Source organism: Thermoanaerobaculia bacterium (genome assembly GCA_018057705.1).
Lineage (GTDB): Bacteria > Acidobacteriota > Thermoanaerobaculia > Multivoradales > JAGPDF01 > JAGPDF01.
Genome location: JAGPDF010000009.1, coordinates 1 through 15037 on the forward strand (window position 1 = coordinate 1; position 15037 = coordinate 15037).

Genomic DNA, 15037 nt, shown 5'->3' on the forward strand with positions numbered 1-15037 from the left:
TGCCGATCTTCGCCATGATGCCGAGTGCCAGCCGCCGGTGGAGATTCCACTGCTGCATCGCCGCCGCGACCGCCATGCCGCCGGCGAAGAGGAAGATGTAGGGGTCGAAATAGGGCGAGAGCGCGGCACCGAAGCCGGCCACACGGCCACCGCCGAAGACACCGAGCAGCGGGAAGAGGACGATCGGCAGGCAGGCGGTCCAGTAGATCGGAATCGCCTCGGTCAGCCACCAGACCGCCATCAGCGCCGCGACCGCCGCCGCCATCGCCGGCCGCGATCCGGCCCCCGCCTGATGGTGCAGCGGCGAGTCGAGGAGGGCGAGCAGGCCAGCGATGGCGAGGCCGATGGCGATCGGCAGCGGCTTGAAACGCGCGGGTGCTTCGTCCCCGGAGATCACGGCGCGCGCAGCCTATCGCGGCGCCGGCCGCCGGGTGGCGCCCTACATCGAGGCGTCCTGCACGATCCGCCAGCCGGCAGGCAGGCGATGGAAGACCAGCAATGTGAGGCCGGAGACGTCGGGTTTGTCGGGATAGGCGAGCGTCCAGCGGGCGACGACCGAGGCGGTGCTCTCACCGCCGGGGCGCAGTTCGAGGATTTCGAGCGAGAGCCTCCCCATCGCCGCGCGGTCGGGGTAGCGCTGGCGGTAGCGCTCGACGAGCGCCGCCCGCCCCTGCGTCATCCCCGACGGCGCGACGAACGTCGCGTCGTCGGCGTAGATGGAGGCGAACGCGGGAACATCGCCGCGCGACCAGTCCGCTGCCTGCGCGGCGAGGAGGCCCGCGATCTCGGCACGCAGATCGGTCGCGGACGACAGCTGCGAAGCGGCTGGCACGTCTGGCGGGACCGCGGCCAGAAGCTCTGCCGATGGAGCCAGGACGAGCATCGCGCCGACGGCAAGTGCTGGAAGCGACGAAAGCACGACGTTGGCTTCGATTGCGCGAGAGCGCCTCATCCTCGAACCCCCCTTTGCTGAAAGTTCCTGCTTCAAGAACCCATCGGCCAGCTTCGTAGGATGCGGTAAGCGAAGCGCACCGCATCGGTCGCGTGGCGGCGGAGGCCTTCGGAACGCGATCGATGCGTTTCGCTGCGCTCAACAGATCCTACGTTTTCCGGATCCCCGGCTAGAGGAAATGCAGCGTCTCGTCCACCCGTGGCGCCTTGCGGCGCGCGGCAGCGGCGCGCTTGGCGCGGAAGAAGTCGCTGAAGTCGTCGGCGTCGCCGCCGCCGCCACCGAACTCGCCGCCCTCGCCTTCCGGGCCGTCACCGCCCATTTGCGCCTCGAGCTCGTCCATATCGGCGCCCTCGGCGAGGCGCGCCATCATCTCTTCCATCTTCGGCCCAGCCTCGAGACCGGTCGCCTCCTGGAAGCGCGCGAGGAAGCGGGCCAGCTGCTTCGGATCCTGCTGCGCGTTGTCGTCCATCCCCTCCATCTCGGCGGCGAGCGAGTCCATGACGCCGGCCATACGCTCCTCGTCCAGCCCGGCGAGCGGATCGTCGGCATCCCCCTCGGCGTCGGAGCCTGGGCCCCCCGCGCCGCCCGACTTGGCCGCGGACAGCGCCGCGAAACGCGACGGCTTCCTTTCGAGATCCGCTTTCCCACACTGCGGACAGGCCGGCCGCAAGGCAGTATCGATCCGCGACGAGAAGAAGCTGAAGACGGTATGACAGTCAGGGCAGTAGAACTCGTAGATGGGCATACGCGACTGTTTTTAGCACAGCCGCAGGCAACCCGGCGGGGTGGGGGGAGTGACCAGATCGGCGCCTACACTGCCAGCATGGCGAATTCCGCAAACGTCGCAGGCCTGCGCAAACTGCTGCCGGGCGAGCTTTCAGTTGGGCGCGCCGCTAGGAAAGTGTCCCTTCTTGCGGCAGAGTGACGGTCTGTTCGGTGAGGGGGCTCCCATGCGTATCCGTCAGATTCTCGTCGCGACCCTGCTTCTCGGCGCGCCATCGGCCGTCCTTCCGGCTCTGGACGGAGATCTCGATCCGACCTTCTGGAGCGGTGGCGCGGTCCTCCTCGATGGCGCGGTCTACTTCGAGGTGACGGCGCTGCTCTCGGCGCCGGACGGCCGGTTGGTGGTCACGGGCAGCCACCGGGACACGTTCGACGGCGCCAGGGAGTGGTTCTGGCAGCGTGTCGACGACGACTCCGCCGACGCCGTCTGCTACTTTCCCTTCCCCGGCGCAACCACCGCGACGAACTCTGCCGCGACGTTCGATGGTGCCGGTCGGCTGCTCCTCGCCGGAGACGCGGTCTACAGCGGCAGCAGCCGGCTCGCCGCGGCTCGTTTCGCCTATCCGGCCTGCCTCCTCGACGACGCCTTCGACGGCGACGGCTACTGGACGCTCGACATCGCCGGCGGGCAGGAGCGGCTCCGGGCGGTCGCCACCTCCGATCTCGGCGAGGTGGCTTTCGGCGGAATCTACGATCCGACCGCCGGCTCGAGAGACCTGCTCGTCGTCCTGACGAGCTCCTCTGGCGCCCTCGATCCGACCTTCTCGGGTAACGGCTGGCTCACCTTCGATCCCTCCGCCGCCGGGCTCTTTGACGAGGTCGTGGGCATCGCCTTCGACAGCGCCGGCCGCGTCGTGGTCGGCGGAACGACACTCTTCGGCGATGCCGACGGCGGCGATGATTGGATGGTCACCCGCTTCACTCCAGAGGGCGACCCGGACGGGAGTTTCGACGTCGACGGGGTCGCGCGCGTAGCGTTCGATCTCGAAAGTCCGTCCGCTCAGCGCGACATTCTGCGCGCGATGGCGATCGATCCGAACGGTGGTGAGATCGTCCTCGCTGGTGCGGCTGAGTCCGACAGCGTCTATGACTCGGCGCTCGCGCGCCTGCTGCCGAGCGGCGCGCCCGACGTGAGCTTCTCGGGAGACGGCAAGCTCAACACCTCCTTAAGCGGCGCGCGCTCCGAGCTGAAGGCGGTGGCCGTCGACGGGCTCGGGCGGATCTACGCCTCCGGCTTTCGCACGCCGCCCACCCTCAACGCGGACTTCGTGGCGCTGCGTACCACGGCTGTGGGAGCCCTGGATGCGTCGTTCTCGACCGACGGCTGGACGACACTCGGTTTCGACGCCAGCCCACCGAACGTCCTCGACTACAGCACGGCGGCAGCGCTCGACGACGGCCGATGGGCGGTCGCCGGAGATGTCCAGGTCGGCACAGGCGCGGCCTACCGTCCAGGGCTCGCACGGTTCGAGGTCGCGCTCATCTTTGCCGATGGCGTGGAGAGTGGCAGTGCCGGCCAGTGGACCGCAGTTGTCGGCACGCCGTAGCTCGCAACCGCCGGGGCCGCATCTGCGGTTCGGCCGCGAGGCGCTCCTCAGCCCTTCTTCCGGTCCTTTGCGCGTCGGGTAGGTCAGCTGTCGGGCAACCCGCAAGGGTGGGGGGGAGAGTCCGCACCGGGCCCTACACTCTCGGCATGGCGAACTCTTCGAACGTGTCAGGTCTCCGCAAGCTTCTGCAGGGCGAGCTCGAGGGGGTGGTGCTCTACCGGGCGCTCGCCGGACTCGAGAGTCGGCCCGAGTTGAAAGAGGTCTACGGCCGGATGGCCGAGAGCGAGGAGCGGCATGCGGCGCGGTGGCGCAAGCAGCTCCTGGAGGCGGGGGACCGGCGGGGCGATCCGGGCATCGGTTGGCGCACACGGATGATGATCGCGCTGGCCAAGCGTTTCGGCGCCGACTTCATCCTGCCGACGATCGCCGAGCGCGAGAAGATCGACAGCGCCGGCTATGCCGCCGGTGCGCCGGGAATCGCCGCGGCACCGACGCTCGCCGGCGACGAACGCTCGCACGCCAGGCTCCTGGCGGTGATCGCGGCCAAGGGGGCCGGCGGCATGGAGGGCGGGGCCCTCGCGCAGCTCGAGGGGCGCCATCGGGCGGCGGGCGGCAACGCCCTGCGCGCCGCGGTGCTCGGCGCCAACGACGGGCTGGTGTCGAATCTCTCGCTGGTCATGGGTGTGGCCGGCGCCGAGCTCGCCGGCAGCTCGATCCTGGTCACCGGTCTCGCTGGGCTTCTCGCCGGCGCGGGCTCGATGGCGCTCGGCGAGTGGCTGTCGGTACAGAGCGCGCGCGAGCTCTTTCAGCATCAGATCGAGATCGAGAAGGCCGAGCTCGAGGCCGACCCGGAGGAGGAGCGCCGCGAGCTCGAGCTGATCTATCGCGCCAAGGGCCTCGACCCGCAGGCGGCGCAGCAGATCGCCGCCCAGTTGATCGCCGACCCGGCGCGGGCCGTCAACACGCTGGCGATGGAGGAGCTCGGCGTCGACCCCAAGGAGCTCGGCGGGTCGGCCTGGGTGGCGGCGATCACCTCGTTCATCCTCTTCGCCATCGGCGCCGTGATACCGGTCATCCCCTACGGCCTCCTCGAAGGGCAGGCCGCGCTGTGGACGAGTGTCGTGGCGAGCGCGTTCGGCCTGTTCGGCATCGGCGCCCTGATCACCCTGATGACCGGCCGGAGCGTCTGGTTCTCGGGGCTGCGGCAGCTCCTCTTCGGCCTCGTCGCCGCGGCGCTCACCTACGGCGTCGGCCACCTCATCGGGGTTTCGCTGGCGGGCTGAGGCGGGCCCGTTGCTGCTCCCGGACCGCCTCGAGCTGGCGGCGGCGTGCAGTCGCTCGGGCGACTGGCGGGATTTGCCGGACGATTCCGTGGAGATCGGTGAAGGCCGATCCACGAACCGGCTCCGGAGGCTCCGATGCGAAACCTGTCCCGCGCCTTGCTGCTCGCCGTCACCACCCTCGGACTCGCCGCCCCGGGGCTCGCCGTCGACCTCTTCGTCACCCGGTACGACGACCCCGTGCCCGGCGGATGCGACAACCTCGGGCCGCACGCGACCTGGGATTGCTCGCTGCGCGAGGCGGTGATCGCTTCGGTCGCGCTCGAAACCGACGACCGGATCTTCCTCTCGGCCGGCACTTACGAGCTCACCCGCGCCGGCGCGGACGAAGACGCCGGGCTGACCGGCGATCTCGACATCGAAGGCAACCTCGAGATTCTCGGCCCCGGCGCGCCGATGACCGTGATCGACGCCAACGGCCTCGACCGCATCTTTGACGTCGACGACGGTTCGCCTCCGGGAATCGATCAGGTGCTCATCTCCGGCGTCACGCTCACCGGCGGCGCCGCTCCGACTGCGGGAGGTCACGCCGTGTCCGTCGGCGGGGCCGACCTCACGATCGAACGGTGCGAGATCCACGGCAACGACGGGACCAACAATCACACGGTCCGCGCCTCGCTGTTCGCCTCGCTGACGGTTCGGGAGTCGACGATCCGTGACAATGCCGGAGGCGGAGTCTTGATCTCGCAGGCGTCGGGGGTCCTGATCAACACGACGATCTCGAACAACGTCAATACCGAGTTGACGGTCTCCGGAGACGCCACGGTGCTCTGCCAGCACTGCACCGTTCGCGACGACGAGGCGGGCGACGAGATCAACCTCGTGGCCGGTACCTCGATCCTGCAGCTCGCGAGCAGCGTCGTGATCGGCGACTGCGTCGTGGCGGCTGGCAACCAGATCGACTCGCTCGGCGGCAACCTCGAGTCCTCTGGCGCGACCTGCGACCTCGGCTCGGGCGACCTCGAGAACGTGGCCTCCCACGGCCTCGGCGCGCTCGGCTGGAACGGCGGACCGACGACCACCCACGTGCCCGGCGTGACGAGCCCGGCGCTCGGCCTCGCCACTTCGCTCTTCTGCGCGCCGAGCGATCAGCGCGGCGCCACGCGCGACGCCGAGAGCTGCGACGCCGGTTCGGTCGAGCGCTCGATCGTCCGGCCGCCGATCCCGCTCTTCGCCGACGGCTTTCTGCAGGCCGACAACGAAGCCTGGAGCGCGACGTTGCCGTAGGAGCTGGCGCGATTTCTACAATCCGGGAAACCGCCCGACCCGATATCCAGGTCCGTCCGGCCGAGGATGGGCGACTCATCGCCGGAGGAGCGGACTCTTCCTTCTCCGGCGACTTTCGCGCGGAGCGCCGCCTCGCGCGGCGGGTGCGGCGCGCCCCTCGCGGACTGTCGAATCGGTTCCCCGAGGCCGGATTGGAGATCGCCGGCGCCGGATCAGGAGTCTCCGGAGCGTTCCGAGCCACCTGTGCAGCGAATCCGCCGAGGCGCCAGGCAGAGTGCTGCCAGCAAGTTGCGAGGCGATTCTCGGCAGGTTCCAGGCGAGCGCTCCGGCACGCCACTCTTGGTAGCCTCACCCGATGCGTACTTTCGTGCTGTTGGCGCTTGCCCTCGCCGCTCCGGTCGCCACTGCCGCCGCCTCCGACACCGGTGGGCCGCTGTCGGCGGATCAGGCGGCCTACGACGTCCTGGCCTACGATCTCGACCTGGCGATCGACCCCGAGGCGGAGCGCCTAGACGGCATCGTGACCCTCGAAGCACGTACCGTGGGCGCGCTGCGTCGTCTGGAGCTGGACCTGGACGACGGCCTGCAGGTGAGGTCGGTCACACTGGGCCTCGACGAGAGTCCCCCGCAGTCGGCGGCCTTTCGCCACGGCGGCGGCAAGCTCTGGGTCGAGATGCCCGAGCCGGTCGCGGGCGACCGGAGGTTGCGGGTCGCCGTTCACTACGGCGGCCGGCCCCGCGTCGCGGCGAATGCGCCGTGGGAGGGCGGCTTCACCTGGAAACGGACCGCCACCGGCCAGCCCTGGTTCGGTGTGTCGTGCCAGACCGATGGCGCCGACGTGTGGTGGCCCTGCAAGGACCACCCCTCCGACGAGCCCGAGGACGGCGTTCGCCTCCATCTGCGCGTGCCGGAGGGTCTGACGGTGGTCGCCAGCGGGCGTCTGCTGGGCATCGACGATCACGACGACGGGACCCGCACGTGGCACTGGGCCACCACGGGTGCGATCAACCTCTACGACGTCACCGTCAACGCCGCGCCCTTCGTGGAGCTCACGGCACCCTTCACCAGCGTCGCCGGAACCGAGCTGCCCATCACCCGCTGGGCGCTCGCGGATACGCCCGAAGAGCGTCTGCTGCTCGCCCAGGTGATCGACTTCGTCACTTTCCTCGAAGGCGAGCTCGGGCCCTACCCCTTTCGCGCCGACAAGCTGCACCTGGTGGCCACGCCCTATCTGGCGATGGAGCACCAGACCGCCGTCGCCTACGCTCCCGCCGACCCGGCCCATCGGGAGAGCCGCCATGGCTATCACTGGATCGCCCTCCACGAGCTCGCCCATGAGTGGTGGGGCAACCTGGTCTCGGCGTCCGACTGGCGCGACTTCTGGCTGCACGAGGGCTTCGACGGCTTCATGGAGGTGCTCTACGCCGAGCGTCGCTTCGGGGAGGAGGCCGCGCGCCGGGTTCTCGAGCGCTTTCGGCCCGCGATCCGCAACCAGCGGCCGGTCGCCCCGAGAGCCGAGAGCTCGCTGCGCCAGGTCTATCGCGCTCTCGAGCCGACGCTGCCCGCCGCCGCGAGCCAGAACCCCAGGCCGACGGACATCGATGCCTACACGAAAGGGGCCTGGGTACTGCACAGCCTGCGTTGGCTGGTGGGGGACGAGGTCTTCTTCCCCCTGCTGCGCCGCTGGGCCTACCCGACGGCGGAGATGGAGACGATCACCGACGGCCGCCAGTGCCGGCTGGTCTCCACCGGGGATTTTCTGCGCCATGCCAGCGAGGCGGCTGGCCGCGATCTGGCCTGGTTCTTCGAGGTCTACCTCCGCCAGCCGGACCTGCCGCGGCTGCGCTCGAGCCGGCAGGGCGACGAGCTGACCTTGTGGTGGGAAACCGCGGGCGATCTCCCTTTCCCCATGCCGGTCGAGATCCTCGGCGCCGGGGGCGAGCTCCTGCGCCTCGGTATGGAGGAGGGTCGCGTCACGCTCCCCTGGCCCGCCGGCCGGGCCGCGCCGGTCGTCGATCCGCGCGGACGCGTGTTGCGTGCCGCGGACTGACAGCGTCGGGGCAGGCGGCGAAAGACAATCTCCTGTCCGATGAGCGGCGCGGAGCCTACTGCAGCGTGTTCTTGTAGACCTTGCCGTCCTTCATGATCACGCTGAAGTTCTTCGCCGGATCGCCGATCAGGTCGAGATTTGCGAGCGGGTCCCCGTCGACGAGCAGCAGGTCGGCGTAGGCGCCCTCCTCGACCACGCCGAGCTTGCCCGGGTAGGGGTTGCGCGGTCCGGAAAGCGCGAGCAACTGCGCGTTGTCGTGCGTGACGAGCTTGAGAACCTCCGCGGGCGTCATCCACTGCTTCAGCTTGAGGATGTCTGCAGCCTGCTTCGCGTTCTGTCGCGGATCGAAGAGAAAATCCGTGCCCCAGGCCAGCTTGACACCATACTTCCTCGCCCACTCGAAGGCGCTGTCGGTGCCCTCGATCACCTGGGCCTTCTTCCTGCGCGTCGACTCCGGAGCCGTTTGCGGAGCCGGCTCGAGCGCCTGCAGGCTGAGCCAGATGCCGTTCTCGGCCAGCAGCTTCATGGTCTCCTCGTCGAGCAGCTGGCCGTGCTCGATGCACTGGACGCCGGCTTCGACCGCGCGGCGAACGGCCTTCGCGGTGTACGCATGCACGGTGACGTAGGTATTCCAGTCAGCGGCGGCCTCGACGGCGGCCTTCATCTCGTCGAGCGTGTACTGCGTGACGTCGAGCGGATCGTAAGCCGAAGCCGCACCGCCGCCGGCCATCACCTTGATCTGGCTCGCCGCGGCGCGCAGGTTCTCACGCGTTGCGGTCAGCACTTCGTCGCGGCCGTCGGCGATGAAATTCGCACCGAGCAGCTCGCCCTTCGAGACGTCGCCGAAGAACCGCCGCGAACGCTCCTGAGGCAGGCGCGAGTCGCCGTGCCCGGAGGTCTGCGAAATCATCGCGCCGCTCGGATAGATGCGCGGGCCGGGCAGTTCGCCCTTGTCCATCTTCGGCAGCGCCCGGAGCATCGGGCCGCCCAGATCGCGTACGGCGGTGAAGCCGCGCATCAGCATGTCGCCTGCCTCCGCCGTGGCGCGTGCCTGCAGCACGTCAGCCGTCGTCGCGTCGCTCAGGAGGTCGGTCTGGCTGGTGGTGCTGAGGGCGATGTGCACGTGGTTGTCGATCAGGCCCGGCATCAGCGTGCGGCCGCCGCCTTGGATCCTGGTCACCGTCGTGCCCGCCGGGGCCGCGATCGGCTTGGCGGAGATGGACCGAATCCGGTTGCCGACGACCAGCACGTTCGACGGTGCCGACAGGCTGGCGGAGGTGCCGTCGAAGATCCTGACGTTCTCGATGGAAACGCCCGTCTCCTGCGCTGCGGTCGCGGAAAAGGCAGCGCCGAGCATCAGTGCAGCAGCGGAGGCAAGTCGAAGGCCCTGCGAGCGATTCGGCACGGAGGATCCCCCAGTTGGAAGGTGAGCTCGACGGCACCAGCAGCGAGAAGCTGAGCGGAATGCTCCCCTCCGGAGGCCCGGCGTCGTCGGCGAAAGTGTACCGCGGGTTCTGCGACCAGCGCAGCGGCCGGTCGTGGCGTCCGCTCGAGTGGTGTGAGAATCTTCGCTGTCCGAGTCACTTCAGAAGAGTCACCGTTTGGACTAATCTCCCAGAGATTGGAGCGCCGCGAGCCGGTACCAGGCGTCACGCGGCAAGGGCGCTCGGCTTTCATCAGCGTTTCACCCGGAGGAGAAACCTATGTCGCCGAACAGCTTCTACCCCACTTTCTTCGCAGTCGTCATCGCGGCGACCCTCGGGTTGGCGAGTCCGAGGCCGACCGAAGCCTGCACGCGAGCGCTCTACGTCGCCAAGGACGGCACGGTCATCGTCGGCCGCTCCATGGACTGGGGCGAGGACATGCACTCCAACATGTGGGTGCTGCCGCGCGGCATGAAGCGCGATGGAAGAGGCGGCAAGAACACGATCTCCTGGGAGTCGAAGTACGGCAGCCTGATCGTTTCGGCCTACGACATCGGCACCTCGGAAGGGATGAACGAGAAGGGGCTGGTGGTCAACGAGCTCGCCCTCGTCGAATCGAACTACGGCAAGCCAACGGAAGGCGCCAAGGTGATTTCGCTGAGCACCTGGCCGCAGTACGTCCTCGACAACTTCGCCACCGTGGCCGAGGCCGTCGCCGACCTGCGGCAAGAGAACTTCCGCGTCCAGACCGTGGTGCTCAGCACCGGCCGGCCGGCCAACATGCACCTGGTGATCTCGGACGCCTCCGGCGACTCGGCCGTGTTCGAGTACGTCGATGGCAAGCTCGTCATCCATCACGGCAAACAGTACCGGGTGGTGACCAACTCGCCCACCTACGACAAGCAGCTGGCGATCATGGAGTACTGGAAGGACGCCGGCGGCATTTCGAAGTCCCTGCCGGGAACCTCGCGCGCCGCCGACCGCTTCGTGCGCACGTCTTTCCTGCTGGACATTCTCCCGGGTGAGGTCTCTCCGACCTACATCAGCGGTACGCCACAGCAGAGCTTCCAGTTCCAGGCCCCGATGGCGGTGCTGTCGTTGATGCGCAGCGTCGGCACCCCGCTGGGTTTCGCCAATGAAGAGCAGCCCTGGGTCTCGTCGACCATCTGGCGGACCGTGAGTGACAGCACCCACCGCGTGGTGATCTTCGACTCGGCCCTGACGCCGGCGACGTTCTGGGTGAGGCTCGAGGATCTGAACCTCACGCCAGGCGCCCCGGTGAAGAAGCTGCAGCTCGCGGGTGGCAACACCTATAGCGGAAACGCCGCGAGCCAGTTCGTCGACGCCAAGCTGTTCACCTTTCAGGACCTGACCGATGTCCCGCCGGCGAAGTGAGGTGACCGACCCTAGTCGCCCCAGGCCCCCGCGCTGCCGCGCTCGAAGCCGTCGGTGAAGATCGACGCGTTCGCGGTCCGCACCCGAGCGAAGTCGAAGTCGAGGGAGTCCGTCGCTGCCTGAGGGCGAGCCGTTGGCGTCGATCGTTCCGGCAGCGGCCCGCCGCCCGTCACTCTGGAACGGCACCCGGTCCAGGATGGGGGCCTCTCTCCGCGCGCCTTCTACAATCCGGGCCTCGCCGCAGGCAACTCTTTCTCGAACGCGTCAGCAGGCATCGCATGCAGACAGTGGTCGCACATGGCATCAGGGTTGCTCTGCTCCCCTTCTTCGTGCGGCTCGTCGGTCCCTTCTCGCCGAAGCCCCCAGGAGACGAGCCATGCGAAGTCGAGCCTCTATCGGGCGGCACCCCGTGCATCCCGCGCTCGTTCCTGTGCCGATAGGCGCCTTCTTCGTCGCTCTCGTGGCGGACATCGCCTACCTCGCCACGTCGCGCCCGTTCTGGCCCAGGATGGCAGGAGTGGCGCTGGCGATCGGAGTTGCCGGGGCGCTGATCGCCGCTCTCCCCGGCCTCGTCGACTTCTCGGGTCTGGCGCAGGGCTCGCGCGTGCGTGCCATTGCGATTGCGCACACGCTGCTGAACGTCGCCGTCGTCGGCCTGCAGTCCCTGAGTCTCTATCTGCGAAGTCGTTCCGAAGCGTCGACCTTCGAACCGGGCACAGCGGCTCTCGCCCTCTCCGGTCTCGCCTTGGCGCTTCTGGGTGCCTCTGGATGGCTCGGCGGCAAGATGGTGTTCCAGCTCGGTGCCGGCGTAACCGCTCCGCCGGAGTCGACGCGGTAGGGCTCGTGAAGGGGGTCGGCGCCTCGATGCGCTCTCGCGCTGCGCTAGCATCAGGGACTTGCGAGGGGAGATTCCATGCGACTTCGGCCGGCGCTCGTTCTGTTCTGCTTCATGACCTCCGCACTTCTGGCAGTCGCTGAGGCGCAGGCCGACGAAGCGGCGCGCCTTCGCGCGCTGCTCGAACGCGAGTGGACGGTGCGGCTCGCGGAGAGCCCGCTGCTCGCCACCTATGTCGGTGTGCACACGAGCGACGACCAGTTGGGACGCACGACGGAGGAGGATCTCGCCCGGCGTGAGCGCGAGACGCGGGCTTTCCTCGACGCGCTGGCGAAAGTCGACCGCGCGGCGCTCCCTCCGGCCGATCAGGTGAGCTACGACCTCTTCGGCACGGAGCTCCGGGATCGCCTCGACTCGCGCCGGTTCGGTGAAGAGCAGCTCATGCTGAACGCCGACTCGGGCTTCCACACCGAGCTCGCACAGCTCCCGGACATGGTACCGCTCGCGACCGTGCGCGACTACGAGAACTACCTCGCGCGTCTGCGCCAGTTTCCGCGCGTCTTCGACGAGGGGGTAGCCCTCATGCGCCGCGGTCTCGCGCGCGGCATGACGCCGCCGCGGGTGGCGATCGCCGGGGTCGATGCCACGGCGGCCGCGCACGCCGTCGCGACCCCGGAAGAGAGCGTGCTCTACGCGCCGTTCGCCGACTTCCCGGCGACCTTCGCGGCGGGCGAGCGCGAGCGCCTGCGCGCGGCGGGCCGCAGCGCCGTCGAAGAGGCGGTGCTGCCCTCGTACCGGCGCTTCCGCGACTTCCTGCGCGACGAGTATCTGCCGCAGAGCCGGACGACCCTCGCCGCCGCCGACCTGCCCGACGGCCGCGAGTACTACCGCTATCTCATCCGCCACTTCACGACCCTCGACATGACGCCGGAGGCGATCCACGAGCTGGGTCTCGCGCAGGTGGCGCGCATCCGCGGCGAGATGAACGGGGTGATGAAGAAGACCGGCTTCACCGGCGACTTCGCCTCTTTCCTGCAGTTCCTGCGCAGCGATCCGCGTTTCTACGCGCAGAGCCCGGAAGAGCTCCTCAAGGAGGCGTCGTACATCGCCAAGCAGATGGACGGCAAGCTCCCGGGCCTCTTCCACCGCCTGCCGCGCCAGCCCTACGGCGTCGCGCCGGTGCCGGCGGCGATGGCGCCGAAGTACACCAGTGGCCGCTACGTCTCGGCGCCGGTCGGCGGGACTCAGCCGGGCTGGTACTGGGTCAACACCTACGCCCTCGACAAGCGGCCGCTCTACAACCTCGAGGCGCTGACCTTCCACGAAGCGGTCCCGGGGCATCATCTCCAGGGCGCGCTCTCGCAGGAGCTCGAGGGACTGCCGCAGTTCCGGCGTTTCCTCTACGTCGATGCCTTCGGCGAAGGCTGGGGCCTCTACAGCGAATGGCTGGGAATCGAGGCCGGCTTCTACACCGATCCGTACCGTGACTTCGGCCGGCTCGGCTACGAGGCCTGGCGGGCGTCGCGACTGGTGGTGGACACGGGGCTCCACGCCTTCGGCTGGAGCCGCGAACGCGCCATCGAGTACCTCGCCGCCAACACCACGCTGCCGTTGCACGAAGTCACCACCGAGATCGACCGCTACATTTCGTGGCCGGGACAGGCGCTGTGCTACTACCTCGGCTTCATGAAGATCCGCGAGCTGCGCGCGCGCGCCGAAGGGGCGCTCGGCGCGGCGTTCGACGTGCGCGACTTCCACGACGCGGTGCTCGCCAACGGCGCGCTCTCGCTGCCGGCGCTCGAACGGCAGATCGACGACTTCATCGCGGCGCGGCGCGAACCGGCGGGGTCGCCGGCCGCGCCGGCCGCGCCGGCCGGTACCGGCTCGCGCTGACTCCGATGCCGTTGCGGGTGCATTACGAGCTCGCCCTTTCCACGGCAGGGCCGGGGATCGAAGCGAGGGCGCGCGAGATGGCGGCGGGGATCGCCCGTGAACAGACGGTCGAGATTCCGGAAGGCGTCGCGGCGGCGGCGGTCGAAGCGCGGACGATCGGGGTCGTCGTTGCGGTCGAGGCGGCCGGGCCGCGGCGGGCGCGCGTGGCGATCGACTACCCCTGGCGGGAGCTGGTCTCGGACCTGCCGCAGCTCCTCAATCTGCTCTACGGCAACATCTCGTTGCAGCGCGGCATCCGGATCGCTGGCGTCGACTGGCCGGCGGAGCTCCTGCGGCAGTTTCCGGGACCGGCTTTCGGAGTCGCCGGGCTGCGCGCGCTCACCGGCGTTGCCGGGCGGCCGCTCCTCGCCGGGGCGCTGAAACCGGTCGGGCTCGGCGTGCGCGAGCTGGCGCGTCTGGCGGGCGACTGTGCCCGCGGCGGGCTCGACCTCGTCAAGGACGATCATTCGCTCGCCGACCAGCCGAGCGCGCCGTTCCGCGAGCGCGTGCTGACCGTGGCCGAGCACGTCGCCCGCGCCAACCGGCAGAGCGGCCGGAGCTGCCTCTACGTACCGAATCTCACCGGCCCGGTCGATCGACTCGCCGAGCGGCTCGACGACCTGCGCGACGCCGGCGTGCGCGCCGCGATGGTCGCGCCGATGCTCCTCGGTCTCGACGCGGTGCGGGCGCTCGCCGCGGCCGCAGGGGGGGCGGGTGTGGCGCTGGTCGGCCATCCGGCACTCGCTGGGAGCCTCTGCGCTCCGCGCCAGGGATTCGCCCCGGAGATCCTGTTCGGCGACCTCTTCCGGATCGCCGGCTGTGACGCCGTCATCTATCCGAATACCGGCGGACGGTTTCCGTTCACGCTACGGGACTGTCGGGCGATCCAGAGGCAGCTGCTGGCGCCGCTCGGCGGCTTGCGACCGGCGTTGGCCATGGTGGCCGGCGGAATCGACGCCGCGAGGCTGGCGCGCTGGCTGCCCGAGTACGCCACCGATACGATCTTCCTCGTGGGTGGGAGTCTTCTCGGCCGGCCGGACGTCGCCGCGGCGGCCGCGGAGCTGGCCGAGCTCGTGGCGGGGAGAGCGAGCTCCGGGGGAGGAAGAGGATGACGGCTTCGAAGGTTCTCCCAGCGCGCGACTTCCGCTGGCCGGTGGCGCTCAAGCCTTACAAGGACGGCGGCGACCTCTACCGCGACGTCACCCGGCAAACCCTGCTCGGCGAAGGCGAGGGCGAAGAGGCGCTCTCTTTCGTGACGCGCTACTTCGAGGTCGCGGCGGGCGGCTACTCGACCCTCGAGCAGCACCGGCATCCGCACGCCGTGGTCGTCCTCTGCGGCCGGGGGACCGTGCAGCTGGGTGCCAGCCGCTTCGCCATCGAGCCTTCCGACTGCGTCTATGTGGCCCCCGGCGAGGTGCACCAGTTCCGCGCCGACCGGGGCGAGAGGCTCGGCTTCCTCTGCGTCGTCGACCGCGATCGCGACCGGCCGGTGCCGGTTCCGCCGCGGTAGTGCGCTCCGGGCGGAGCGCAAGGTCCGCCCGTCCGGGCGGGG

The 15037-nt window shown here is 69.4% G+C and carries 13 protein-coding genes; 9 read left to right on the plus strand and 4 right to left on the minus strand.

Features of this window, described 5'->3' with window-relative positions; all coding sequences use genetic code 11:
• The 3 genes from KBI44_04410 to KBI44_04420 all read right to left on the minus strand — a co-directional run.
• Nucleotides 1-265: anion permease (locus KBI44_04410; GenBank protein MBP9143707.1), on the minus strand; the 265-nt coding region annotated here is incomplete at its 3' end.
• A gap of 174 nt (nt 266-439) precedes the next feature.
• A complete protein-coding gene (locus KBI44_04415) occupies nt 440-952 on the minus strand; it encodes a nuclear transport factor 2 family protein (GenBank protein ID MBP9143708.1) in 513 nt (170 codons plus the stop codon).
• A 169-nt stretch (nt 953-1121) separates the two neighbouring features.
• Nucleotides 1122-1697, minus strand: coding sequence for a zinc ribbon domain-containing protein (locus tag KBI44_04420; protein ID MBP9143709.1), 576 nt, complete (start codon nt 1695-1697; stop codon nt 1122-1124).
• A gap of 205 nt (nt 1698-1902) precedes the next feature.
• On the opposite strand from KBI44_04420, the gene KBI44_04425 reads away from it, so the two are divergent.
• From KBI44_04425 to KBI44_04440, 4 genes are all read left to right on the plus strand, one after another.
• A complete protein-coding gene (locus tag KBI44_04425) occupies nt 1903-3282 on the plus strand; it encodes a hypothetical protein (GenBank protein MBP9143710.1) in 1380 nt (459 codons plus the stop codon).
• Nucleotides 3283-3428: 146 nt separating this feature from the next.
• Nucleotides 3429-4565: a VIT1/CCC1 transporter family protein gene (locus tag KBI44_04430; protein ID MBP9143711.1), complete on the plus strand. Its 1137-nt coding sequence runs from the start codon at nt 3429-3431 to the stop codon at nt 4563-4565.
• A 135-nt stretch (nt 4566-4700) separates the two neighbouring features.
• Nucleotides 4701-5849: a right-handed parallel beta-helix repeat-containing protein gene (locus KBI44_04435; protein ID MBP9143712.1), complete on the plus strand. Its 1149-nt coding sequence runs from the start codon at nt 4701-4703 to the stop codon at nt 5847-5849.
• 355 nt (nt 5850-6204) lie between these two features.
• Nucleotides 6205-7899, plus strand: a complete 1695-nt coding sequence (locus KBI44_04440; protein ID MBP9143713.1) for a M1 family metallopeptidase — start codon at nt 6205-6207, stop codon at nt 7897-7899.
• Between the two features lie 55 nt (nt 7900-7954).
• On the opposite strand, the gene KBI44_04445 is transcribed toward KBI44_04440, so the two are convergent.
• On the minus strand, nt 7955-9256 hold the full coding sequence (locus tag KBI44_04445; protein ID MBP9143714.1) for an amidohydrolase family protein: 1302 nt from the start codon (nt 9254-9256) through the stop codon (nt 7955-7957).
• Between the two features lie 346 nt (nt 9257-9602).
• On the opposite strand from KBI44_04445, the gene KBI44_04450 reads away from it, so the two are divergent.
• The 5 genes from KBI44_04450 (at nt 9603) to KBI44_04470 (ending at nt 14995) form a co-directional block, all read left to right on the plus strand.
• Nucleotides 9603-10718, plus strand: a complete 1116-nt coding sequence (locus KBI44_04450) for a linear amide C-N hydrolase (GenBank protein ID MBP9143715.1) — start codon at nt 9603-9605, stop codon at nt 10716-10718.
• Nucleotides 10719-11094: 376 nt separating this feature from the next.
• Nucleotides 11095-11556 carry a DUF2231 domain-containing protein gene (locus tag KBI44_04455; GenBank protein MBP9143716.1) on the plus strand — a complete coding sequence of 154 codons (462 nt, stop codon included), beginning with the start codon at nt 11095-11097 and terminating at the stop codon, nt 11554-11556.
• A 75-nt stretch (nt 11557-11631) separates the two neighbouring features.
• A complete protein-coding gene (locus KBI44_04460; protein ID MBP9143717.1) occupies nt 11632-13446 on the plus strand; it encodes a DUF885 domain-containing protein in 1815 nt (604 codons plus the stop codon).
• A gap of 5 nt (nt 13447-13451) precedes the next feature.
• Nucleotides 13452-14597, plus strand: a complete 1146-nt coding sequence (locus tag KBI44_04465) for a ribulose 1,5-bisphosphate carboxylase (protein MBP9143718.1) — start codon at nt 13452-13454, stop codon at nt 14595-14597.
• On the plus strand, nt 14594-14995 hold the full coding sequence (locus KBI44_04470; GenBank protein ID MBP9143719.1) for a cupin domain-containing protein: 402 nt from the start codon (nt 14594-14596) through the stop codon (nt 14993-14995). The genes KBI44_04465 and KBI44_04470 overlap by 4 nt, the downstream gene beginning before the upstream one ends.
• Nucleotides 14996-15037: the final 42 nt, after the last annotated feature.